This is a genomic window from Alcanivorax sp. IL2 (genome assembly GCF_047495475.1).
Taxonomy (GTDB): Bacteria; Pseudomonadota; Gammaproteobacteria; order Pseudomonadales; family Alcanivoracaceae; genus Alcanivorax.
Window position 1 is genome coordinate 1,117,598 of record NZ_CP179932.1, and the last position, 22,638, is coordinate 1,140,235.

At 57.7% G+C, this 22,638-nt stretch carries 18 protein-coding genes; 12 read left to right on the top strand and 6 right to left on the bottom strand.

Features of this window, described 5'->3' with window-relative positions:
• Positions 1 to 15 precede the first annotated feature (15 nt).
• Positions 16 to 2,592: a penicillin-binding protein 1A gene (locus ACMG4N_RS05270; RefSeq protein ID WP_414433043.1), complete on the bottom strand. Its 2,577-nt coding sequence runs from the start codon at positions 2,590 to 2,592 to the stop codon at positions 16 to 18.
• Between the two features lie 198 nt (positions 2,593 to 2,790).
• On the opposite strand from ACMG4N_RS05270, the gene ACMG4N_RS05275 reads away from it, so the two are divergent.
• From ACMG4N_RS05275 to ACMG4N_RS05330, 12 genes are all read left to right on the top strand, one after another.
• Positions 2,791 to 3,858 (top strand): pilus assembly protein PilM, encoded by a 1,068-nt coding sequence (locus ACMG4N_RS05275; RefSeq protein WP_297769679.1) that lies wholly within the window; start codon positions 2,791 to 2,793, stop codon positions 3,856 to 3,858.
• Positions 3,855 to 4,424 (top strand): PilN domain-containing protein, encoded by a 570-nt coding sequence (locus ACMG4N_RS05280; RefSeq protein ID WP_297769682.1) that lies wholly within the window; start codon positions 3,855 to 3,857, stop codon positions 4,422 to 4,424. The genes ACMG4N_RS05275 and ACMG4N_RS05280 overlap by 4 nt, the downstream gene beginning before the upstream one ends.
• Positions 4,421 to 5,098 (top strand): type 4a pilus biogenesis protein PilO, encoded by a 678-nt coding sequence (locus ACMG4N_RS05285; protein WP_297769685.1) that lies wholly within the window; start codon positions 4,421 to 4,423, stop codon positions 5,096 to 5,098. The genes ACMG4N_RS05280 and ACMG4N_RS05285 overlap by 4 nt, the downstream gene beginning before the upstream one ends.
• A 9-nt stretch (positions 5,099 to 5,107) precedes the next feature.
• Entirely contained in the window at positions 5,108 to 5,644 is a 537-nt protein-coding gene (locus tag ACMG4N_RS05290) for a pilus assembly protein PilP (protein WP_297769687.1), read from the top strand.
• A gap of 20 nt (positions 5,645 to 5,664) precedes the next feature.
• A complete protein-coding gene (pilQ, locus tag ACMG4N_RS05295) occupies positions 5,665 to 7,827 on the top strand; it encodes a type IV pilus secretin PilQ family protein (RefSeq protein WP_297769689.1) in 2,163 nt (720 codons plus the stop codon).
• A complete protein-coding gene (gene aroK / locus ACMG4N_RS05300; protein ID WP_297769691.1) occupies positions 7,824 to 8,357 on the top strand; it encodes a shikimate kinase AroK in 534 nt (177 codons plus the stop codon). Before pilQ ends, aroK begins: the two co-directional genes overlap by 4 nt.
• Before the next feature lie 137 nt (positions 8,358 to 8,494).
• On the top strand, positions 8,495 to 9,574 hold the full coding sequence (gene aroB / locus ACMG4N_RS05305) for a 3-dehydroquinate synthase (protein WP_297769693.1): 1,080 nt from the start codon (positions 8,495 to 8,497) through the stop codon (positions 9,572 to 9,574).
• The gene (locus ACMG4N_RS05310; protein WP_297769695.1) at positions 9,564 to 11,135 is read left to right on the top strand and encodes an SPOR domain-containing protein; all 1,572 of its coding nucleotides are present in this window, start codon (positions 9,564 to 9,566) and stop codon (positions 11,133 to 11,135) included. Before aroB ends, ACMG4N_RS05310 begins: the two co-directional genes overlap by 11 nt.
• A gap of 143 nt (positions 11,136 to 11,278) precedes the next feature.
• Positions 11,279 to 15,742 carry a glutamate synthase large subunit gene (gene gltB, locus ACMG4N_RS05315; protein ID WP_297769697.1) on the top strand — a complete coding sequence of 1,488 codons (4,464 nt, stop codon included), beginning with the start codon at positions 11,279 to 11,281 and terminating at the stop codon, positions 15,740 to 15,742.
• An 11-nt stretch (positions 15,743 to 15,753) separates the two neighbouring features.
• On the top strand, positions 15,754 to 17,175 hold the full coding sequence (locus tag ACMG4N_RS05320; protein ID WP_297769699.1) for an FAD-dependent oxidoreductase: 1,422 nt from the start codon (positions 15,754 to 15,756) through the stop codon (positions 17,173 to 17,175).
• A 148-nt stretch (positions 17,176 to 17,323) separates the two neighbouring features.
• Positions 17,324 to 18,385 carry a uroporphyrinogen decarboxylase gene (gene hemE / locus ACMG4N_RS05325; protein ID WP_297769701.1) on the top strand — a complete coding sequence of 354 codons (1,062 nt, stop codon included), beginning with the start codon at positions 17,324 to 17,326 and terminating at the stop codon, positions 18,383 to 18,385.
• Positions 18,386 to 18,536: 151 nt separating this feature from the next.
• Positions 18,537 to 19,319, top strand: coding sequence for a hypothetical protein (locus ACMG4N_RS05330; protein WP_297769703.1), 783 nt, complete (start codon positions 18,537 to 18,539; stop codon positions 19,317 to 19,319).
• 144 nt (positions 19,320 to 19,463) lie between these two features.
• Here the strand turns inward: ACMG4N_RS05330 and ACMG4N_RS05335 are convergent, their stop codons facing one another.
• The 5 genes from ACMG4N_RS05335 to ACMG4N_RS05355 form a co-directional block, all read right to left on the bottom strand.
• On the bottom strand, positions 19,464 to 19,922 hold the full coding sequence (locus tag ACMG4N_RS05335) for a PaaI family thioesterase (RefSeq protein WP_414433044.1): 459 nt from the start codon (positions 19,920 to 19,922) through the stop codon (positions 19,464 to 19,466).
• Between the two features lie 168 nt (positions 19,923 to 20,090).
• Entirely contained in the window at positions 20,091 to 20,438 is a 348-nt protein-coding gene (locus ACMG4N_RS05340) for a 4a-hydroxytetrahydrobiopterin dehydratase (RefSeq protein ID WP_297769707.1), read from the bottom strand.
• 161 nt (positions 20,439 to 20,599) lie between these two features.
• Positions 20,600 to 21,310, bottom strand: coding sequence for a hypothetical protein (locus ACMG4N_RS05345; RefSeq protein ID WP_297769709.1), 711 nt, complete (start codon positions 21,308 to 21,310; stop codon positions 20,600 to 20,602).
• 74 nt (positions 21,311 to 21,384) lie between these two features.
• The gene (locus ACMG4N_RS05350; protein ID WP_297769711.1) at positions 21,385 to 21,786 is read right to left on the bottom strand and encodes a hypothetical protein; all 402 of its coding nucleotides are present in this window, start codon (positions 21,784 to 21,786) and stop codon (positions 21,385 to 21,387) included.
• On the bottom strand, positions 21,783 to 22,598 hold the full coding sequence (locus ACMG4N_RS05355; RefSeq protein WP_297769713.1) for a fatty acid desaturase family protein: 816 nt from the start codon (positions 22,596 to 22,598) through the stop codon (positions 21,783 to 21,785). The genes ACMG4N_RS05350 and ACMG4N_RS05355 overlap by 4 nt, the downstream gene beginning before the upstream one ends.
• Positions 22,599 to 22,638 lie beyond the last annotated feature (40 nt).

The following is a 22,638-nucleotide window of genomic DNA, read 5'->3' on the forward strand; positions in this document are numbered from 1 at the left end:
GTCAGGCGTCAGGCGTTAAAATATCTGTTCCGGTGCGCTGTTGCTGCCGCCGGGGCCGCGCTGGGGTTCCATTTCCGGCACCTGGTCCTCAATAAAGTACTCGCGGATGGCATTGGGGTTATCCGGGCGCGCCAGCAGGCCGCTGTCGGGATCGATCCGCACGGTGGCGATGCCGGAGGGTTGCTCCAGTTGACGTTCCGGAACCCCTTGCAGGGCCGGGCCCATGTAGTCGATCCAGATCGGCAGGGCTGCCTTGCCACCGTATTCGCCCCAGCCCAGGTTGGCCGGGTTGTCAAAGCCCACCCAGACGGTGGCCACCAGGTCTGGCGCATAGCCAGAGAACCAGGCATCCACCTGGTCGTTGGTGGTGCCGGTCTTGCCAGCCAGGTCATCACGGCCCAGGGCGCGGGCCTTGTTGCCGGTGCCAACCCGAATCACATCCTGGAGCATGGAATTCATCAGCCAGGCAATGCGTGGATCCAGTACCCGTGGGGCCATGACTGGTTCTGGCTGTATCGGTGTGATTGGCTTGTCGGCGTTGTCCCCGTCATCAGAGCCGGATTCTTCTGTTGATGCCAGCTCGGTGATCTCATCTTCCAGTTTCAGAGGTGGCAGGCAGGGGGGCTCGCAGAGAATGACGTCCGCTGCCTGCCAGAGGATGTCGCCATCCGCATTTTCAATGCGCTGAATGGCCCAGGGGGTAACCCGGTAGCCACCGTTCGCGAAGACGCTGTAGGCGTTGGCAATATCCATCGGGGTGACGCTGGCACTACCCAGTGCCAGGGACAGGTCTCGCTGAAAGCCGTCAGCGGGCAGGCCGAAGCGTTTCAGGGTGCCCATGGCCTGGCTGATGCCGATCTGACGCAGAATGCGAATGGAGACCAGGTTCAGGGAGCGATACAGGGCCTCGCGCATGCGGGTGGGGCCGTAGAACTTGCCGCTGGCACCAGTGGGGCGCCAGGCGGTTTCCAGCTTGTCGTCATCGAACACCACGGGCGCGTCATTGATGATGGAGGCAGGGGTGAAGCCGTTCTCCATGGCGGAGGTATAGATGAAGGGTTTGAATACGGAGCCGGCCTGGCGCTCACTTTGCACGGCCCGATTGAAGTTGGAAGCCGAAAAGCTGTAGCCACCCTGCATGGCGACCACGGCACCGGTGGCCGGGTCCAGTGAGACCAGGGCGGATTGCGCGACGGGCAACTGGGCCAGGCGCCAGCGGCGGTTATCGTCCGGGCCCACCGGGCGGACTCGGATGATGTCGCCCCGGGTCAGTACGTCGGCGGCTTTCTGAGGCTCTTCGCCGACATATTTGTTGTTGAGCTGGGGGCGGGCCCAGCGGATATCATCCCAGGCCAGTTGGGCGCGCTTGCCATCGCGGAACAGGATGTCTGCATCCTGGTCGCCAACGCGGGTGACGATGACCGGTTGCAGGGGGCCGATTCGTTGCTGGTCGCGGATCATCTTTACCCAGCGGGCGACTTTCGGGTCCAGCCCGGTAATGGTTTTCTCGATTTCCGCTTTTTCTGCCTGCGCAGGCAGTTCGCTCTCTTCTGTCGGTGGCTGTTCACTGTCAGACACGTTGATGGCCGGCAATGCCGGGGCTTCGCTGATGTCTCGCTGCGCTACCGGGCCGCGATAACCATGGCGTTCGTCGTAGCTGTGCAGGCCGGTTCGCAGTGCCTGTACCGCCGCGGCCTGGCGCTTGCTGTCGATGGTGGTGATGATGCGAATGCCGTCGGTAAAAATATCCTGTTCCACCAGTTTGGCCGCCTGCAGGCGGACCATTTCGCCCACGTAGGCGGCATCTACCTCGGGGCGGGCAGCATGGAAACGGGCACTGACCGGTTCCGCCTGGGCTGCCTTGCGCGCCTCAGGGGTGAGGGCGCCGGTTTCTTCCATTCGAAACAGGATCCAGTTGCGTCGCACTCTCGCCCGTTCCGGATTGGTGATCGGGTTATAGGCGGAAGGGGCCTTGGGCAGGCCGGCGATCATGGCCTGCTGGGCGATATCGAGCTCCCCCACAGATTTGCCGTAGTAGACCTGGGCGGCGGCTTCGGCCCCGTAGGCCCGGTGGCCCAGATAGATCTTGTTCAGGTAAAGCTCGAGAATCTCTTGCTTGCTGAGTACCCGCTCGATCTGGATGGCCAGGACAATCTCGTTGAATTTGCGCAGAAAGCGCTGGTCCCGGCTGAGGAAGAAGTTGCGCGCGACCTGCATGGTGATGGTGGAGCCGCCGGAGCGGATTTCCCGGTAGCGGGCCAGTTCCACGGCGGCCCGTACCAGGCCTTTCAGATCAACGCCGTTGTGCCTGAAGAAGCGCTCATCTTCAGCAGCCAGTACTGCCTGGACCAGGGTTTCCGGCAATTCCTCGTAGGAGACCGGTTGTCGGCGTTTTTCCCCATATTCAGCAATAAGTTTTATATCATTGCTGTAAATGCGCAGGGGAATCTGGTATTCCACCTCGCGGATCTGACTGGCGGGGGGCAGTTGCGGGGCCAGATACAAATAGCTGGCGGCCAGAATGGATAGCCCGCCACCGGCGCCGGCAATCAGGAGAAGGAGCAGGTATCGGGTCCAGGAGGGTAAGCGCATGTTTTCGACAACTACTGGCTGGTATCGGTAGAAAGGCCTAGCGGGCCCGTGAAGTGGGTCATTATATGGTGGAAAGGTTGTTGTGATCTAATATCTGTTCTGCTATTACTACACCTAAAGTGATTCGACATAAAAAACGTGTAAGTGTATCTTTATCAAGAAAAAACACTTTAATAATAACCAGACGGGACGACAACAGTGCTGCCTTTCCTCAGAAAAAAGGCCCAGACACTACTGGGGATCGACATCAGCTCCACGGCGGTGAAGCTGCTCGAGCTGTCGAAATCGGGGAACCGCTACAAGGTCGAAAGCTATGGGGTTGAGCCCCTGCCGGCCAACGCGGTTGTCGAAAAAAACATCAGTGACGTGGAGGGCGTCGGGGATGCTATTGCCCGTCTGGTCAGCCGCGCCCGTCCCGGGGTGAAAACCGCCGCGGTGGCAGTGTCCGGCTCCGCCGTGATCACCAAGCTGATTGAAATGGATGCCTCTCTCAGTGAAGACGAGATGGAAAGTCAGCTGAAAGTGGAGGCGGATCAGTATATCCCTTTCCCGCTGGATGAAGTCCGTATGGACTTCCAGGTCATGGGGCCAGTTGAAGGTAACGACGAGCGCGTGGAAGTGCTTGTGGCGGCCTCGCGCACAGAAAACGTGGAAATGCGCACCGACGCTCTGGAGATTGGTGGCTTGCAGGCCAAGGCGGTGGATGTGGAGGCCTACGCCATGGAACGGGCCTTCCAGCTGGTGCTGCCGGGTCTGCCTAACGCCGAGGAGCTGGAGACCGTGGCGGTCTTCGATATCGGTGCCACCATGACCACTCTGAACGTTTTCCACCAGGGGCGCAGCGTCTATACCCGTGAGCAGTTGTTTGGTGGCAAGCAGCTGACCGAAGAAATTCAGCGGCGTTACGGCATTTCCATGGAAGAAGCCGGTCTGGCCAAGAAAACCGGTGAGCTGCCCGATGATTATGAGGCGGAAGTCCTTCAGCCGTTCAAGGATGCTGTCGTTCAGCAAGTCAATCGCTCTCTGCAATTTTTCTACGGCTCCACCCAGTTCAATGAGGTGGACTATATCCTGCTGGCCGGGGGGTCGGCTTCTATCCAGGATCTGGCAGAGCTGATTCAGGAGAAGGTGGGTGCCAGCTGTTCCGTGGCAAACCCATTCAGTGATATGGCACTGGCAAACAAGGTGGGAGCATCTGCCATTGCCAATGATGCGCCGGCACTGATGATCGCCTGCGGCTTGGCATTGAGGAGCTTTGACCAATGACAACAACAATTAACCTGTTGCCTTGGCGGGAAGAGCGCCGCAAGCGCCAGCAACAGGAGTTTATCGTTCTTCTTGTGATGGCCGCGATCCTTGGTGCGGTGCTTTTTTTGGGCTGGAAAAGTGTGGTCGATCAGCAGATCGCTGATCAGCGTGCAAGGAACAGCCATATTGAGAGCAAGGCTTCGGAGCTTGATGAAAAAATCAAGGAAATAAACGAGCTGAAAACTCGTCGCGACGAGTTGGTGGCAAGAATGGAGGTGATCCAGAGCTTGCAGGGCAACAGACCAACGATCGTGTATGTGTTTGACCAGCTGGTCAGAACATTGCCAGACGGTGTGTATTACTCAAAAGTAACCAGAAAAGGCGATGTCTACACAATTAATGGCATTGCTGAATCCAACAATCGCATTTCCCGCCTGATGCGTAATTTTGATCAGTCTCAGTGGTTTAAAGAAGCAACGCTGCAGAATGTGACGGCTTTGGAAGATGGTTCACAAGCTAACAGCTTCACTCTCAACGTGAAGCAGTCATCGCCTACCAGCAAAAATGAGGAAGAAGAAAAATGAAAGCCTCTGAGCTGAAAAATATGGATTTGCGCGAGCTGATTGATCAGGTCAACAGCCTTGATTTCGAAAATGTTGGTGGCTGGCCTCCTCCCGTAAAAGTCGGGGCAGGTATTCTGGTCTTGGTATTGGTGCTGCTGCTTGGTTATTTTTTGGTGATTCAGGATTTGAACGTTACCCTGGAACAGCAAAAAAGAGAGGAGGTCTCGCTTCTCAAGAGTTATGAAAAGAAAGCTTTTGAAGCTCACAATCTTGATCAATTCCGGGCTCAGCTTGCCGAAATGGAGCAGACCTTCGGTGCCCTCCTGAAACAACTTCCTAAAGATACTGAGGTTCCAGGCTTGCTTGAGGATATTACTCATACTGGGCTTGGCAGTGGTTTGGAGTTCGAGGAAATTGCGCTCAAGAGCGAGTTGGAAAAGGAGTTTTACGCCGAGTTGCCAATTGATATCAAGGTGGTTGGTGATTATCACGGCTTTGGGTCGTTTGTGTCCGGTGTGGCGGCCTTGCCGAGGATCGTTACGCTTCATGACTTTGTTATTGCCTGGCCCCAAGATAATGAAAAAGAGTTGAAAGCGTTGGGCCTGCTGAAAATGGACATCACTGCAAAGACCTATCGTTACTCAAGTCAGGGCGATGTTTCTCCGAATAATAAACCGGCCGCTGGTCGCAAATAGGGAGGGCAGATGATGTCTTGTAACAGGTATGCTGCGATTCCTCTTGTTGCGGTCTTTGTGTTCGGGCTTGCCGGCTGTGGCTCTGGTGCCAATCTGGGTGAACTGGATGCGCGGCTGCAAGAAATCAAGGCGCGGCCCAGGGGGCGTATTGAGCCGCCGCCGGAATTCAAACCGATTGCCACCTATGCCTATGCGGGGCACCAGCTCCGCTCGCCGTTTGTTGCTCCCATGGAGCAGGAATTGATTGCGGTAACCGATGGAAGAAAAGTCGAGCCGGATATCGGTCGCCCCAAGGAATATCTTGAGCGTTTCCCGCTGGATTCACTGAAAATGGTGGGGACAATTAGTCGGCCGGGCGGGTCGCTTGAGGCCTTGATATCTGACCCTTCCGGAGCGGTGACACGGGTTCAGCCCGGTAGCTATATGGGGAAAAATTTTGGTCGCGTCAAAGATGTGACGGAAGTGAAAGTGAGTCTTGTGGAAATTGTGCCAGACGGACGTGACGGTTGGGTTGAGCGGTCCAGTAACGTCACTATTTCCGAATAACAGTCGCTGGGGATCCAGTTATGAATATTGCAACACAGACAACAAAAAAGAATGCTTCCCGGCGCTTTTCGGGGTTATTGCTAAGTGGGCTCCTGTCTCTGTCTGCTTCCTTTGCTGGTGCAGATACCTTGACGTCTATCGAGGCCAATTCGTTGTCCGGCGATAGTATGGAAGTGCGTCTTAACTTTGAGGGCGGCGTTCCGGAAGCCAAGGGTTACAGTATAGAAAAGCCTGCCAGAATTGCTCTGGATCTTATTGGTGCTGATAGTGATGTCGCTGGTAAGCAGCAAAACCTCGGAACGGGAAATACGAGAAGTGTCACCATCGTTGAGGCGAAAGATCGTACTCGTCTGATCTTCAATCTTGACTCTCTGACGGGTTACTCCACCAAGGTGGATGGCAATAGTCTGGTCGTGATGCTAGGTAATGATCAGCGTAGCCAAACCGCTCAAGATGAGAGCAAGGCTGGCGGTGATGCAACCGTAAAAAGCATTGATTTTCGCCGTGGAGATGCTGGTGAGGGCCGAATTGTTATTGGTTTATCAAAAGCCTCTATCCCTGTTGATGTACAGGAAGAGGGCGGCAAAATCGTGGCCAAGTTTGTCGGTGCCGGTATTTCCAATGACTTGATCAGAAAGCTGGACGTGACTGATTTTGCGACGCCGGTAAAAATCGTGGATACCCGCTCCAGCGATGACAGTACCGTGGTGGTGATAGAGTCGACAGGAACCTGGGAGTATCTGGCCTATCAGGCGGACAACGAGTTCAGCATTAATGTGAAGCCGGTGACCCGAGCAGAAGCGGAGCGGCAGAAGAAAGATGCATTTGAATACACCGGTGAAAAATTATCTCTGAATTTCCAGGATATTGAGGTGCGTTCGGTGCTTCAGCTGATTGCAGATTTCACCGGTCTGAACTTGGTTGCCTCGGATACAGTAGATGGCCGCATTACTCTGCGTCTGCAGAATGTGCCCTGGGATCAGGCACTGGAGCTGATTCTCAAGACCAAAGGTCTGGATAAGCGCCAAGTGGGTAACGTGTTACTGGTTGCTCCTGCTGATGAGATTGCCGCTCGAGAGCAGCTCGAGCTGGAAAGTCAGAAAAAAATTGAAGCGTTGGCGCCGCTTCGAACCGAATACATCAGCATTAATTATGCCAACGCATCCGATATGAAGAGCCTGATCAGTAATGCTGGCGGCAAGGGTGAGGCACTGGTTTCCAATCGCGGGTCTGTAGTCGTTGACCAGAGAACAAACACCCTCATCATCCAGGATACCCAGGCCAAACTCGCAGAAATTCGCGGGCTGATTGATACGCTTGATGTGCCTGTCAGACAGGTCTTGATTGAAGCGCGGGTCGTTGTTGCCAGCAATAATGTTGCAGATGAATTTGGTGTTCGCTGGGGCGGGTTGGGCTTTGACGGCGAGGGAATGCTGAGAGATAAGCGGACCTTTGGTGTGTCTGGTCGCCTTCAGTCTTTGCGGAATCTTCACCAGTCGAATATTGATTCAACCGTTTTTCAGGCGACGCCTGCAATCGATCCTGATGATGTGGATTTCGGGCCGGACGATTTCGAGTTTGAAGATCTTGAGAATGGCGATGACCTGATCGTTGATCTGGGCGTGGATTCTGCAGATGCCTCACGTTTTGCCGTCGGCTTTACGTCTCTGGCTTCAGGCCTGATTGAATTGGAGCTGTCTGCCCTGGAGGCAGAGGGGCATGGCGAGCTGGTTGCCACTCCCAAGGTGTTAACTGCCGATCAGCAGCCGGCAATCATTGCTTCCGGGCAGCAAGTGCCTTTTGAAATTGCCACTGCTTCCGGTGCTACGGCGATCCAGTTTATTGATGCAGAATTGAGCCTGGAGGTGACGCCTCATATCACCCCGGATGGCAATATTATTATGGAACTGAAGGTCAATAATGATTCCTTTGACCCCGCCGGGACCACAGCAATCAATACCAATCGTGTTGAGACTTCTGTGTTGGTGAACGATGGCGAAACGGTAGTGCTTGGTGGTATCTTCCAGCAGGAGAAGATCAATTCAGTGACAAAGACCCCTTTCCTGGGGGATTTGCCGTGGATTGGCAATCTGTTCAAGAAGACCGTCAAGCGTGATAACAAGCAGGAGCTGCTGATCTTCATTACGCCACGGTTGATGAAGGATGCTTTGGCGAATCGGTGACCAAGACGACTAACCCCTCCCTGATACTGGTCGGACCCATGGGTGCTGGAAAAAGCACCCTGGGCCGCCACCTTTCCCAGATACTGGATTATCCCTTCTTCGATTCTGACCGGGTTATTGAGGAAAAGACGGGGGCAGATATCCCGTGGATCTTCGATATGGAAGGCGAGGCCGGTTTTCGCCGTCGTGAGCAGGAGGCGATTGACGAGCTCACCCGCCAGGACGGTATCGTGTTGGCCACCGGTGGTGGTGTCGTGGTGACGCCCGAGAATCGGGATATGCTTCATGAGCGCGGCTGCGTGGTCTACCTGTGGACCCCTGTCGATGTTCAGCTTGCTCGTACCCGCAATGACAAGAATCGCCCTCTGCTGCAAACGCCTGACCCGCGCGCCAAGCTGGAGGCGCTGTTTGCCGAGCGGGACCCCCTCTACAGGCAAGTGTCTCATCACGTGGTGTCCACGGCGTCAGGAAACCTGAAAAAGGTGGCGGATGACGTGCTGGCTTGTTTGGTGTCTCACCGGCAAGGATAATGTGGCTGTGAGAGGCGGTGTTCGCATCGCAACTGGATGGTGGTGGCATGGTTTTGGTGGTGCCTCGTCCTTGTCTGCAAGAATTACCCGATCCCCCTCTTGCCCTTGCATAGATCCAAATGTCTGTCGGAGACCCAATGCGAACACTTCAGGTGGCCTTGGCCGAGCGTAGTTACCCGATTCATATCGGTGCCGGCTTGCTCGACACCTTTCCCCTTGCCGAGCAGGTGCGCGGCAATCAGGTAATGATCATTACCAACGAGACCATTGCCCCTCTGTATCTGGAGCGTCTGACCCGTCATTTCACCGCATCGCAGTGCGATACTCTGGTCCTGCCAGACGGGGAAAAATTCAAGACACTGGAAACACTGGAAAGTATTTTTGATGCCCTGATGGCCAAGCGCCATTCGCGAACTACCACCTTGATTGCCCTGGGTGGTGGTGTGATCGGCGATATGGTCGGTTTCGCGGCGGCCTGTTATCAGCGAGGGGTGGACTTCATCCAGGTGCCTACCACTTTGCTGGCCCAGGTGGATTCTTCCGTGGGCGGCAAGACCGCCGTCAATCACCCCCGTGGAAAGAACATGATCGGCGCGTTCCACCAGCCGCGGCTGGTGCTGATAGACACAGATGTGCTGACTACCCTGCCGCAACGTGAGCTGGCGGCAGGCTATGCGGAAGTCATCAAGTATGGCCTGATTCGCGATCCGGATTTTTACCATTGGCTGGAAACCAACAACGACAAGCTGTTGTCCAGAGACACTGAGGCATTATCCGAGGCCATCTATCGCAGTTGTGAGAACAAGGCGCAGGTGGTGGCCGATGACGAAACCGAACAGGGTAACCGTGCCCTGCTTAATCTGGGCCACACCTTCGGCCATGCGATAGAAACGGCCACGGGCTATAGTCAGTGGCTGCATGGTGAAGCGGTAGCGGCCGGCATGCTAATGGCGGTGCATATGTCGGTCAGGCTCGGCTGGGTCGATGCGGCGCTGGAGCCCGGCCTTGCAGGTGTGTTGGCCCAGTGGCAGCTGCCGGTCACTATTCCTCCGGGGATGACCCCGGATCAGTTTATGGACCTGATGGCACTGGACAAGAAAGTGCAGAATGGTCAGCTTCGCCTTGTCTTGCTGCGGCAGCTGGGTGAGGCTGTGGTCACAGCAGACTATGATGCAGTGGCATTACGGCAGACGCTGGAGGCTTTTTGTGGAACATGATGATGATCGTTTTTTCAGTGGTGCATCCCGGGGCGATTATCTCGATGCGCTGACTGCCCATGCTGGTCTGGGTTCCGTGGTGGCGCTGGAGGGGGACAGTGGTAGCGGCGTGTCTACCTTGCTTGGCCACACGGTGATGGCGCTGCTTGGCGATATGGAGATCGTCCGGATTGATGGTGCAGCAGAGCACAATGCCAACGTAGTCGTTGAGTCCCTGTTGCGACACTTCGATATTGACCGCGCTGCATTGCCTGACAAGCTTCGGGAAACCCTGACCGACGGTCGGATCCTGGTGGTAGTGGATAACAGCGAAGATCTGCTGGATGAGGCGATTGCGACCATGGCCGCCCTGAAGCAGAAACTGGGTGCCCGCCTGGGGTATCTGTTCGGTGGCTTGCCCGGCACGGTGGAGAAACTGAAGGGGGCAGATCTGGCCCTGGACGATGTGCTCGATCTTCCATCGCTGGTTGCCGATGATATTCAGGATTTTGCCTGGTTTGTGTTGGGTTTTGAGTTGGATGAGGCTCAGGCGGAGCGTCTGCGTCATGACAGTGACGGCAATATTGCCCGGCTTATCGAGCTGCTGCGCAGCGGTGATATTGGCGCCCCGATGATGATGTCCGCGGCTCCTGAAGAGGAAGATGACGCCGAGCCTGCCGCCGTATTCGCATCTCGCCCGGTGGATGAGGATTCGCAGGAAGCATTTCATCTCTCCGCGTCGGCGGTTGATGAGGAGGAGGCTGAGAGTCCTGGTGAGGCGGCTGAGTACCATGAGGATGATGACCAGGAGCGGCGTGCCGCAGTGACCCCGCCATGGCGCCACGTGGCAGCGGTGGTTGGCCTGCTGGTCGTGGTGGCCATTATCTGGTCGGTTTTCTCTGGCGGCAGCGATGGCGGCTCCGGGCAGGGAGAGTCACGGCAGCTTGCCCTTCCGGTTCCGGAGCAATCCGGTGCTGAAGAGGGTGCTGGCGAAGCTCAGGAGCCTGAGACTCGCCCGCTGGCGTCATCCATGGAGCCGGTGGCCAGACTGGAAGACCTTTCCGATCGCCGGGCCGCCGAGCCTGATCAGAAGACCGATAGCGATGCTGACAGTGTGACTCTGACGCCGGTAACGGATCCGGTCATGCAGTCCGCGCCTGCCCGTCAGGAGCAGGAGGTCCGTGTGGCGCAGGAGCCTGCGCAGGCGGCGGCACCGGAACCGAAACAGGAAGCGCCGGCCGAGTCTGATGCAGTGCCTGCCAGCGACCCCGCTCTGAGCGGCCTGGATGCTGAGTTGGGCTACCAGCAGGAAGACTGGCTGGCAACCCTGGATGATAATCGCTGGTTCCTGCAAATTACCGTTACCAGCCAGGAGGCCAGTGCTCGCGGGGTCCTGGATCAGCTGGAGCGCAGGGGAGCCTATTATCGCGCCGAGCGTAACGGAAAAGCGGTCTATCTGGTGCTCTCCGGGGACTATTCCAGCCGTCAGGCGGCACTGGACGCAAAGTCGACGTTGCCTGCAAAGTTGCGCTCTGCCGGCCCTTTTCCCCGCAATATGGCCGACATTCGCGACGAACTTTAAAAACGAAAAGACCCCTTGGGTGACTGTTCAATTTGTCGCCCAAGGGCGCAATGTGTAGAATGCATATCCCTTTTTTGCCGTCACCACTATCCTGACGCCATTCGCCTTCTGTAAGTCTCTGAATTTCAAGAGGAAAGGTTTTGATGCAGCAGAACTCAACGCTGGTGCGAGGGCTCACTGAGCCCGGAGAATTCCGGGACAACTGTGGTTTTGGTCTGATTGCCCATATGGAGGGCAACGCCAGCCACGAGCTTTTGCAAACGGCCATCGAAGCACTGACATGTATGACTCACCGGGGCGGCATTAATGCCGATGGAAAAACCGGTGATGGCTGCGGTCTGTTGCTCAAGAAACCCGATTCTTTCTTCCGCAAGGTTGCGGAAGCTCAATCCATTAGTCTGCCGGACAACTACGGCGTGGGGATGATCTTTACCCACCCGGATGCCGACCAGGCCGAACAGCAGAAAGCCGCCATCAATACGGCCCTGGAAGCGCAGGACGTGCAGGTGCTGGGCTGGCGTGAAGTGCCCACCGACGACGCCTGTCTCGGTGATCTGGCCCGTGCCTCTCTGCCCGGCTTCTGGCAGGTGCTGGTGGCAGCTGACGGCAATACCGAGCAGGAGCTTAACCGCCGCCTGTTCTTTGCCCGTCGTCATGCGGAGAAGGCGCTGGAGAGCGATGGCTATTTCTACGTCTGCTCCCTGTCTGCTTCGGTGATTTCCTACAAGGGTCTGATGATGCCGGTGGACCTGCCGGCGTTCTTCCCGGACCTGGGTGACAGTGCCATGGAAACCGCCATTGTGGTGTTCCATCAGCGCTTCTCTACCAATACCTCGCCGCAGTGGCCGCTGGCCCAGCCGTTCCGGTATCTGGCTCACAACGGGGAAATCAATACTGTACAGGGCAACCGTAACTGGGCGCTGGCTCGAGAAAACAAGTTCGAAAATGAACTGTTGCCCGGTCTGGAAGAGTTGAGCCCGCTGGTTAACCGCACCGGCTCCGACTCTTCCAGCATGGATAACATGCTGGAAGTGCTGCTGGCTGGCGGCATGGATCTGTTCCGCGCCGTGCGCATGATGATCCCGCCGGCCTGGCAGAACGTGGAAACCATGGATTCCGATCTGCGGGCCTTCTACGAATATAACTCCATGCACATGGAGCCCTGGGATGGTCCTGCCGGTCTGGTAATGACCGACGGCCGTTACGCGGTTTGTATGCTTGACCGTAACGGTCTGCGTCCGGCCCGCTGGGTCGTGACCAAGAACGGCTTTATTACCCTGGCCTCGGAAATCGGCGTGTATGGTTACAAGCCGGAAGACGTGGTCGCCAAGGGTCGTGTCGGGCCGGGCCAGATCCTGGCCATTGATACCGAAACCGGTGAAGTGCTGCACACCAAGGACATCGATAATCGTCTCAAGGTGCGTCATCCCTACCGGGACTGGCTGAAAGGCAACGCCCTGCGCATCGAGGCGGATTACGACCACGAAGTGGAGCGTACCGACGAGGTGGATCAGCAGGATCTGCTCAGCTACCAGAAGTTTTTCCAGATCAGCTTTGAAGAGCGCGATCAGGTGCTGCGTCCGCTGGCAGAATCCGGCCAGGAAGCCACCGGATCCATGGGCGATGACACGCCCATGGCGGTGCTGTCCCGTCGCGAGCGCTCCCTGTACGACTATTTCCGCCAACAGTTTGCTCAGGTGACTAACCCGCCCATCGATCCGCTGCGCGAAGCGATCGTGATGAGCCTGGAAACCTGTGTGGGTGCCGAGCGGAATGTGTTCGAGGAAACGGCGGATCATGCCGACCGGGCGATTCTGTCTACCCCGGTGTTGTCCCATTCCAAATTCACCAACCTGATGAAGATTGATCGTCCCGGGTACGATGTGGCCAAGTTGAGCCTGCATTACGACCCGCAGATCGGCCTGCGTCAGGCGGTGGAAAACCTTTGCGAGCAGGCCGTTCAGGCTGTGCGCGATGGCAAGGTGATTCTGGTGCTTACCGACCACGGTATTGCCCAGGATCAGTTGACCATCCACGCCCTGATGGCCACCGGCGCGGTGCATCATTACCTGACCGAGAAAGGTCTGCGTTCCGATGCCAACATCATTGTGGAAACCGCCACCGCGCGGGATTCCCATCACTTCGCAGTGCTGTTCGGTTTCGGCGCCACCGCCGTTTATCCCTACCTGGCCTACGATGTGATCTCCGATATGGTGCGCTCCGGCGAACTGCTGGGCGATGCGGTAGAGCTGCAGAAGAACTTCCGCAAGGGTATCAACAAGGGCCTGATGAAGATCCTTTCCAAGATGGGGATCTCCACCATTACGTCTTACCGCGGTGCCCAGCTGTTTGAAGCAGTGGGCGTTGCCAGTGACGTGGTGGATCTGTGTTTCCGCGGTGTGCCCAGCCGGATCCAGGGTGCCAGCTTCGAAGATTTCGAAGCGGACCAGAAGAGCCTGGCCAAGGATGCCTGGAAGCAGCGCAAGCCCATCGATGCCGGCGGTATTCTCAAGTACATCCATGGCAAGGAATATCACGCCTTCAACCCGGACGTGATCTACGCCCTGCACCGGGCTACCCAGGACAGTGACTACGACGCCTACAAAGAGTATGCCGAGCTGGTCAACAAGCGCCCGGTGGCTACCCTGCGCGATCTCTTTGCCCTGCGCGATGATGTGCAAGCCATTGATGTTGAGCAGGTGGAGCCGCTGGAAAATATCCTGCTGCGCTTTGACTCTGCGGGTATGTCCCTCGGCGCCCTGAGCCCGGAGGCCCACGAGGCCATCGCTACGGCCATGAACCGTCTGGGCGGTCGCTCCAACTCCGGTGAGGGTGGTGAAGATCCGGCCCGTTACGGCACCGAGCGTGTCTCCAAGATCAAGCAGATCGCTTCCGGTCGTTTCGGCGTGACCCCGCATTATCTGGTCAATGCCGAGGTGCTGCAGATCAAGGTGGCCCAGGGCGCCAAGCCCGGCGAGGGCGGTCAGCTGCCCGGTGGCAAGGTGAATGCGCTGATCGCGCGTCTGCGTCACTCCGTGCCCGGCGTGACCCTGATTTCGCCGCCACCGCACCACGATATCTATTCCATTGAGGATCTGGCCCAGCTGATCTTCGACCTCAAGCAGGTCAACCCGGACGCCCAGGTGTCCGTGAAGCTGGTGTCCGAGCCCGGTGTGGGTACCGTGGCTTCCGGTGTGGCCAAGGCCTACGCGGACCTGATCACCATTTCCGGTTACGACGGCGGTACTGCGGCCAGCCCGCTGACCTCCATCCGTTATGCCGGCTCCCCCTGGGAGCTGGGCCTGGCGGAAGCCCATCAGGCGCTGCGCGGTAACGATCTGCGCGACAAGATCCGTCTGCAGACCGATGGCGGTCTGAAGACCGGCCTGGACGTGATCAAGGCCGCTATCCTGGGTGCCGAGTCCTTCGGTTTCGGTACCGTGCCGATGATCGTGCTGGGTTGTAAGTACCTGCGTATCTGTCACCTGAACAACTGCGCTACCGGCGTGGCGACCCAGCGTGAAGACCTGCGCAAGGAACACTTTATCGGTGCGCCGGAACTGCTGATCAACTACTTCACCTTTGTGGCCAAGGAAGTTCGTGAGTTGCTGGCGCTGTTGGGCGTGAAGAGCATTCCCGAGCTGATCGGCCGCACCGACTTGCTGAAAGTGCTGGAAGGCGAAACCGTGCGTCAGGGCAAGCTGGATCTGACGCCGATCCTGCGCAATGATCTGGTGCCGGCTGACAAGCCTACCCACTGCCAGGTCAGCCGCAATGAGCCGTTCGACAAGGCGGTGCTGAACCAGAAAATGGTTGAGGACATGCTGACGGCCATCGACAGCAAGTCCGGCGGCTCCTTCCACTACGAGATCACCAACTGTGATCGCTCCGTGGGGGCCCGGGTGTCCGGCGAAATCGCCAAGCGTCACGGCAACCTGGATATGGAAACCGCGCCGATCAAGGTGCGCTTCACCGGTACCGCCGGGCAAAGTTTCGGTGTGTTCAACGCCGGTGGCCTGCACATGTACATCGAAGGTGATGCCAACGATTACGTGGGCAAGGGCATGGCCGGTGGCAAGCTGGTGATTCGTCCGCCCAATGGCAGCCCGTTCAAGAGCCAGGAAACGGCCATTATCGGTAACACCTGCCTGTACGGTGCTACCGGCGGCAAGTTGATGGCTGCGGGTACCGCTGGCGAGCGCTTCGGGGTACGTAACTCCGGCGCCCACGCCGTGGTGGAAGGCGCTGGCGATCACTGCTGTGAATACATGACTGGCGGTTCCATCACCGTGCTGGGTCGCACCGGGCACAACTTCGGTGCCGGCATGACTGGTGGTTTCGCCTTTGTACTGGACGAAGACAACGACTTCTTCGACCGCATCAACCCGGAACTGATCGAATTGCATCGCATCAGTTCCGAAGCTACCGAGTCTCACCGCAGCCACCTGCGTGGCGTGATCTCCGATTACGTGCAAGAGACCGGCAGCGAATGGGGCCAGTACATTCTGGATAACTTTGATGCCATGAGCCGCAAGTTCTGGCTGGTTAAGCCCAAGGCTGCAAGCCTGGAAAACCTGCTCAAGAGCACGCGTGCCAATCCGGCATAACGGGGGAGACCATGGCTGAACGTTTGAGCAATAACTTCCAGTTTCTCGACGTGCCCCGGCACGATCCGAAGAAAAAGGACATTGACGACCGCAAGCACAAGTACGAGGAAATCTACCACCCGTACGACACTCGGGAAGTGGAGCATCAGGCGCACCGTTGCCTGCACTGCGGCAACCCGTACTGTGAATGGAAGTGCCCGGTCCACAACTACATCCCCAACTGGTTGAAGCTGATCAGTGAAGGCAACCTGATGGAAGCGGTGGAGCTGAGTCACCAGACCAACTCCCTGCCGGAAGTCTGTGGCCGCGTGTGCCCGCAGGATCGCCTCTGTGAAGGGGCCTGTACCCTGAATGACGGCTTTGGTGCGGTCACCATCGGTGCCACCGAGAAATACATCACCGACACCGCCCTGGCCATGGGCTGGCGTCCGGACATGTCCAAGGTGGTGTGGACCGACAAGAAGGTTGCCGTGATTGGTGCCGGCCCTGCGGGTATCGGCTGTGCCGACGTGCTGGTACGCAGCGGTGTGAAGCCGGTGGTATTCGACCGTTACGAGGAAATCGGCGGTCTGCTCACCTTCGGCATTCCCGAGTTCAAGCTGGAAAAGCCGGTCATGGCCAAGCGCCGTGAAGTGTTTGAAGGCATGGGCGTGGAATTCCGTCTGGGCGTGGAAGTGGGCAAGGACATCACCATTGATGAACTGCTGGCCGACTACGATGCCGTCTTCATGGGCATGGGCACTTACACCTACATGAAGGGTGGGTTCCCCGGTGAAGACCTGGATGGTGTGCACGAAGCGTTGCCGTTCCTGGTGGCCAATGCCAATCGCAACCTGGGTTTCGAAAAAGACCCGGCTGACTTCATCGACATGAAGGGCAAGCGTGTTGTGGTGCTGGGTGGTGGTGACACCGCCATGGATTGTAACCGCACCTCCATTCGCCAGCAGGCGGGCAGCGTGGTCTGCGCCTACCGTCGTGACGAAGAGAACATGCCCGGTTCCCGCAAGGAAGTGGCCAACGCCAAGGAAGAAGGCGTGCAGTTCCTGTTCAACCGTCAGCCCATCGAAGTGGTGGGGGAAGACGGCAAGGTCACCGGCGTGAAAGTGGTGGAAACCAAGTTGGGTGAGGCGGACAACAACGGTCGTCGTCGTCCCGAGCCGATTCCGGGCAGCGAGGAAATTCTGCCGGCGGATGCGGTCATCGTGGCCTTCGGTTTCCGTCCCAGCCCGGCGGACTGGTTCGAGCCCAAGAATGTGACGACTGACGATTCCGGCCGTGTTCAGGCTGTTGAAGAACAGGAATTCCCATTCCAGACCAGCAACGAGAAGATCTTTGCTGGCGGCGATATGGTGCGCGGCTCCGACCTGGTGGTGACCGCCATCTGGGAAGGGCGTGAAGCGGCCAAGGGCATTCTTGATTATCTGGATGTGTAAGAAAGCCGAAAGTGTGACACGGAGGGCCCGCAATGCGGGCCCTTTTGTTATGCGCACAACGGGCTGAATAGGGTAAAGTTGCCGGCTATTGCCGATTGTTTCAGGGCGCCGTTCACAGATCTGCGGCGTCAGACCCAAAGGATCACTCATGACCTTCGCTCCTCTACAAAACGACCGTTTTCTTCGTGCCCTCAACCGTGAGCCTGTGGATCAGACACCGGTGTGGATGATGCGCCAGGCCGGTCGTTATTTGCCGGAATACCGTGCCAGCCGTGAGCATGCTGGCTCGTTCATGGACCTTTGCCGGAATGCGGATCTGGCTTGCGAGGTCACCCTGCAGCCGCTGGAACGTTACCCGCTGGATGCAGCCATCCTGTTCTCCGATATCCTCACCATTCCTGATGCCATGGGCCTGGGGCTGTATTTCGAGACCGGGGAAGGGCCGAAATTTAGCAAGGTGGTGCGCACCGAAGCAGACGTGGCAGCGCTGCCGATTCCCGATGCGGAAAGCGATCTGGGTTATGTGATGAAGGCGGTCAGCACCATTCGTGGGGCTCTCAATGGCCGGGTTCCCCTGATCGGCTTTTCCGGCAGCCCGTGGACCCTGGCCACCTACATGGTTGAGGGCGGCTCCAGCAAGGACTTCCGTCATCTCAAGGCCATGGTCTACAGCCAGCCAGAGTTGGCTCATGCCCTGCTGGATAAATTGGCGCAATCGGTCACCTCGTATCTGAACGCCCAGATTCGCCATGGTGCCCAGGTGGTGCAGATCTTTGATACCTGGGGTGGCGCTCTGTCCGCCGAGGCCTACCAGCAGTTTTCCCTGAAATACATGCAGAAAATCGTCGATGGCCTGATTCGCGACCACGAAGGCCGCAAGGTGCCGGTGATCCTGTTCACCAAGAATGGTGGCCTGTGGCTGGAGTCCATGGCCGCTTCCGGTTGTGACGCCCTGGGGCTCGACTGGACCATCAATATTGGCGAGGCTCGCCGGCGTGTGGGCAACAAGGTTGCCCTGCAGGGCAACATGGACCCGGCGGTGTTGTATGCGTCTGCGGATGCCATCCGTGCGGAAGTGAAACGCATCCTGACGGACTTCGGCGATCACCCCGGCCATATTTTCAACCTCGGGCACGGCATCACGCCGCAGGTGGACCCGGCCCATGCGGGTGTCTTTATCGACGCGGTGCAGGAATTCAGCAGAAAGTAAGAAGCGGCGAGCTACAAGCTGCAACGCGAATCCGGGGCTTGTCTGGTCTTGCGTCGCAGGCGCCGCGCAGGGAGATTGGGCGCGGCGCCTTGCGTTCAACACAGATAAAACATTCAATCGCGTTGTAGCTTGAAGATTGGGGGGAAGGGGAATGCGCACTGTTATAGCGGTCCTGTTGCTGGTGTGGGGAGCACCGGCAATGGCCATGTCACTGGCTCTGGCCAAGGTGGAGCGGGCCGGGGAGGGGGAGAGTGAGCAGCAGGTCTGCGACCGGGCCTTGCAGATGATGACTGAAGAGCTGCATGTCAGCTTGCTCAGCGTTATTGCAGCCACCGATGATTACCAGAAACGTAAGCTGGCCTACAAGCAGCAGGATCGCTCTGAATCCCTGCTTCGGGATGCCTATTTAAGCCAGTTGCAGGAAGAAAAACCCACTCTGCAGGGGCGTCGCTGGAGCGGTTCACGCTGCACGCTTCGGGCCCGTTATGTCGCGGATATCGATGCCCTGGCCCGGCGGGTGCCGATTCCCGAGACCTCCCAGGCAATTGGCCCGCAGCACAAGGATGAGCCACCGCCAGGTATCGACCCGAAAACCTGGGAGCTGTTCAGTGACAGCCGCGATCGTTCTGCACTGGCACAGGCATTCAGTACCGTGTCGGTGCTGCGCATGCAGATCAGTGAGTACTATCTGTCCAGCGGCAAGTGGCCGGGCAGCCTGAACGATATGGGGATTGCGCCTGAGCAGGTGGTGGATCAGCGTATCAAGCGAGCCTACATGCTCCGCGAGGGCATGCTGAAACTGGAGCTGGCTGGCCGGCTGGAGGGCCATGAGCTGACTACCTGGCCGGTGGAGGGAGGGGTGCGTGGCCTGGAATGGCAATGCTCAACCACCGTTAATATGGGTCCGAACGGGTTCTGTGAGCAGGCGGAATAACAAGCCGCAAGCTACAAGCTACAACGCGAATCCGGGGGTTGCTCGCTTTGTAACGCAGGAGCCGCGCCGGAATTCTGGGCGCGGCTCTGGCCTTTGAAAAGAGAAGGGCTTCGAATCGCGTTGTAGCTTGCGGCTTGTCGTACCTCACCCGCCGATCTTGCGCATCTGATAGACGTTATGGGTGATGGCAACCACCTCGCCATTGGCGTCTTTCAATTCCACGTCCCATTCGAAGTCGCATTTACCCATCTCTTCGGTGGTCTTTTCGATGCGTGCGATCTCTTCCTCGCTGAGGGTGACCTCCACTGTGATATCGGTGGTAGCCGGGCGGCGGAAGCGGATCGACATGTCCTTGACGATGGGGTAGCAGCGCTTGGTGTCGAAGGACGTCAGGTAGATCACCCCGCCGGGCAGTTCGGCGATGGTGTAGAGCGCGCCCGCATACATGATGCCAACATGGTTAATGTTGGGCTCAAAGGGCATCACCATCTTGCAGTAGCCTCGCTCCACATCCAGGGTCTTTACCCCGCAGCGTTCCACAAACGGAAAAGTCTTTTCGCTGGCGGCTTTGATCAGGGTTTTCTGTTCTTCGGAAAGGGCCATGCTGTTTCTCCTTCGGTTGAGAAGAATGCTAGCAAAGGCCGGCACAGTTGCCGCAAGCCGTTTTGATCATGGCGGTGGAGGAAATGGTCAAAGAAAGGCTGTGAATACGAGGAGCGGGAAGATAGGCACGAGGAGCGAAAGGCAACACTCGTGCCTTGAAGCTTGCTTTCAGCTAGCGGGGCCCATCAGCGCGTCGGTCTTGGCTGCGCTGATGAAGTCGTTGCGGTGCAGGCCGCCAATTTTGTGGGTCCACCAGGTGACCGTCACCTTGCCGTACTCGGTGAGTATGGCCGGGTGATGGCCCTCTTTTTCCGCCAGCTCGCCAACCTGATTGGTAAAAGCCAGGGCGTCGACGAAATTCTTGAAAGAGAAATGCCGTTGCAGCTTCTCGATGCCGTCTTCCTCTACCAGAATCCACTCAGGGATTTGAGGATGCAGCTCCTGGCGCTCCTGGTCGGTTACCCGGGGTGCGTCAGCCCGGCATGCTTCGCAGCTCTGTGTTGTCAGGGAAGTCATAACAGCAGTGAATCGTTAATAGTGAATAGTTAACAGCGAAAACCCAAAAGTCAGCTTTTGGTGCTGTTTCCCGAAGAGCATAGGACCCGCGCCATTGTTGTCTTGAAGCGCGGGTTTCTGCCTATCCAGTACACACCAAGCCTATTGCTCTTTGCAACTTGCTAGGCGGGTTCGCACAGTCGGACCGGGTCACCATTGGTGCCGCCGGGGGCCATTTTCTTCAATAGCCGTCGCAGCTTTTCCATGTCCGTGTCGTCGCGAACGCGGCCGGGAATTTCCATGCCGTCGGCCAGATTCAGCAGTACGGCCTTCATCTTTTCGGGCATCAGTACCGGCTGACGGTGCTGCAACACATAGATGCGGTCGCCACGCTTGAACAGCATGAAACCATAGTAGTAGGTGCCGCTTTCCGCCTCGCTGTCTTTCACCTGGGCGGCATCCACATTAATGCCGATGATGGCGAACAGGGCACGTGGATCGGCGTCTTCCAGGAATTCCCGGTAGGAGGCTTCCGCACTGGTGATCATGGGGGCCTTGGCCACTACTTCACGCAGATAGCTGTTCAGGGTCAGGTTAAGCAGGGTCAGATCGGAGGCAAACCGTGGTGCCTGGATCATCGGGTGATTTTCCGCACTCAGATAGTCCACGCGGAACAGGCGCCCGCTGCCGTCCCAGAAGGTGGTGGAGCCACCATGGCGGTCGCAGCGTTCGTCGAGCACCACTTCACCCCGGAAGGTGTTGATACTCATATCCAGAATATAGGCGCCAGCGGGAGAGAAGTAGTAGTCACCTTGCCGTTCGCCCTGCAGATTCTGGCAGCTGGCGAGCAGTAGGGTGCAGATCAGTAACGCGGCAGTTTTAATTGTTTTCATTATTCGCCCCGGATAGAAAAAGCCCGTCGATCATAGCACACCCAGCCGGATGTGCAGCGATTGGCATTGATCTCTTAGAGGACGGGTAAACCTTCCAGTGGAATCACGGTTTTCTGCGCGCTGGCCTTGCGGCTGCGGTTGTAATGCCATGTGGCCTGGTGAGGTTTGTCGTAGACCCGGGCAGGTAGTTCCGTGACCGGGGTCTGGCAGGCGCTGATCTTCTCGGCAGCCTGGTTGAATCGGGCCAGCAGCTCGGCGGTGATGGGCTGCTGGCGCTCGGCCACGGCGTCGCTGCATTGCTGGCCTTCAGCCTGCAGGTAGTTCACCGCCGGAGAGATCAGCACGAATTGCTTGAGCTGTCTCTGACTGGCGTCGACCACTTCGATGCACTGATGCACCCAGTAGTAATAGCAGTCCTGCGCCCGGGCGCCAGCGGCACAGCACATGATCAGGCAGATAATCAGGCCGCGTATCATGAGGGCAGCCCCTCCCGTTGCTGGCGGGCGGGTTCCCACTGCAAGAGGATGTTGTCGGTGATCAGGTGCTCGGGAATACGGTGGCGGATCTTGTCATGCAGTGCCGGCAACTGGCTCCAGTGCAGCCCGGGCAACATATGGTGTGCCGTGTGGTAACCCAGATTCCAGGAGGGCAGGTTGTAGCGTTTCAGTTCCACATTGCGCGAGGCGTGATAGTGGTCCTGGAAACCGGTGCCTGCGTGCTGGCCATAGGTGTTATCCAGCAGCATGAACAGCATGGCCGCCATGGGCAGGACGAACAGAATGACGGCGTTGCGCGGATCGTATAGCAGTGCCAGCAATAGCGGCATGTTTGCGAGTACTAACAAGCGCAGGAAGCGCTGGTATAGCTGCGGGTGGCGTTGGCCGACACGGTGGATTTCCGGGTAGACCCTCAGCGTATTGATCAGCACATAGCGCCAGCGTGGCATCAGCGAACCATCCGCCTGCTGCCAGGGTGAGGGGTCACTGTCCGGGTCCAGGTAATGCTTATGGTGGCCGATATTATGATGCAGGGTCCAGCTCAGGGGGCTGGTGCCGGTCTGCAGGTAGAGGATGCATTCGAACAGCCGGTTCAGCGGCTTTTTCACGAACACATTCACATGGTGATGGTTGTGGCAGATGGCACCACAGGAGACCTGCACCGGCAGCAGGGCCAGCATGGCCAGCCAGGTTGTCAGGCCGTCGCTGAGGAAAAACAGGCCCAGTTGAATGGCAAACACCGCTAACACCAGGGCAACTGCGGCGCGATCAGCCCTATAGCGTACTAACATCTCAACCACCTAGGCTGAGTCATCAGCCTTTACTACGAAT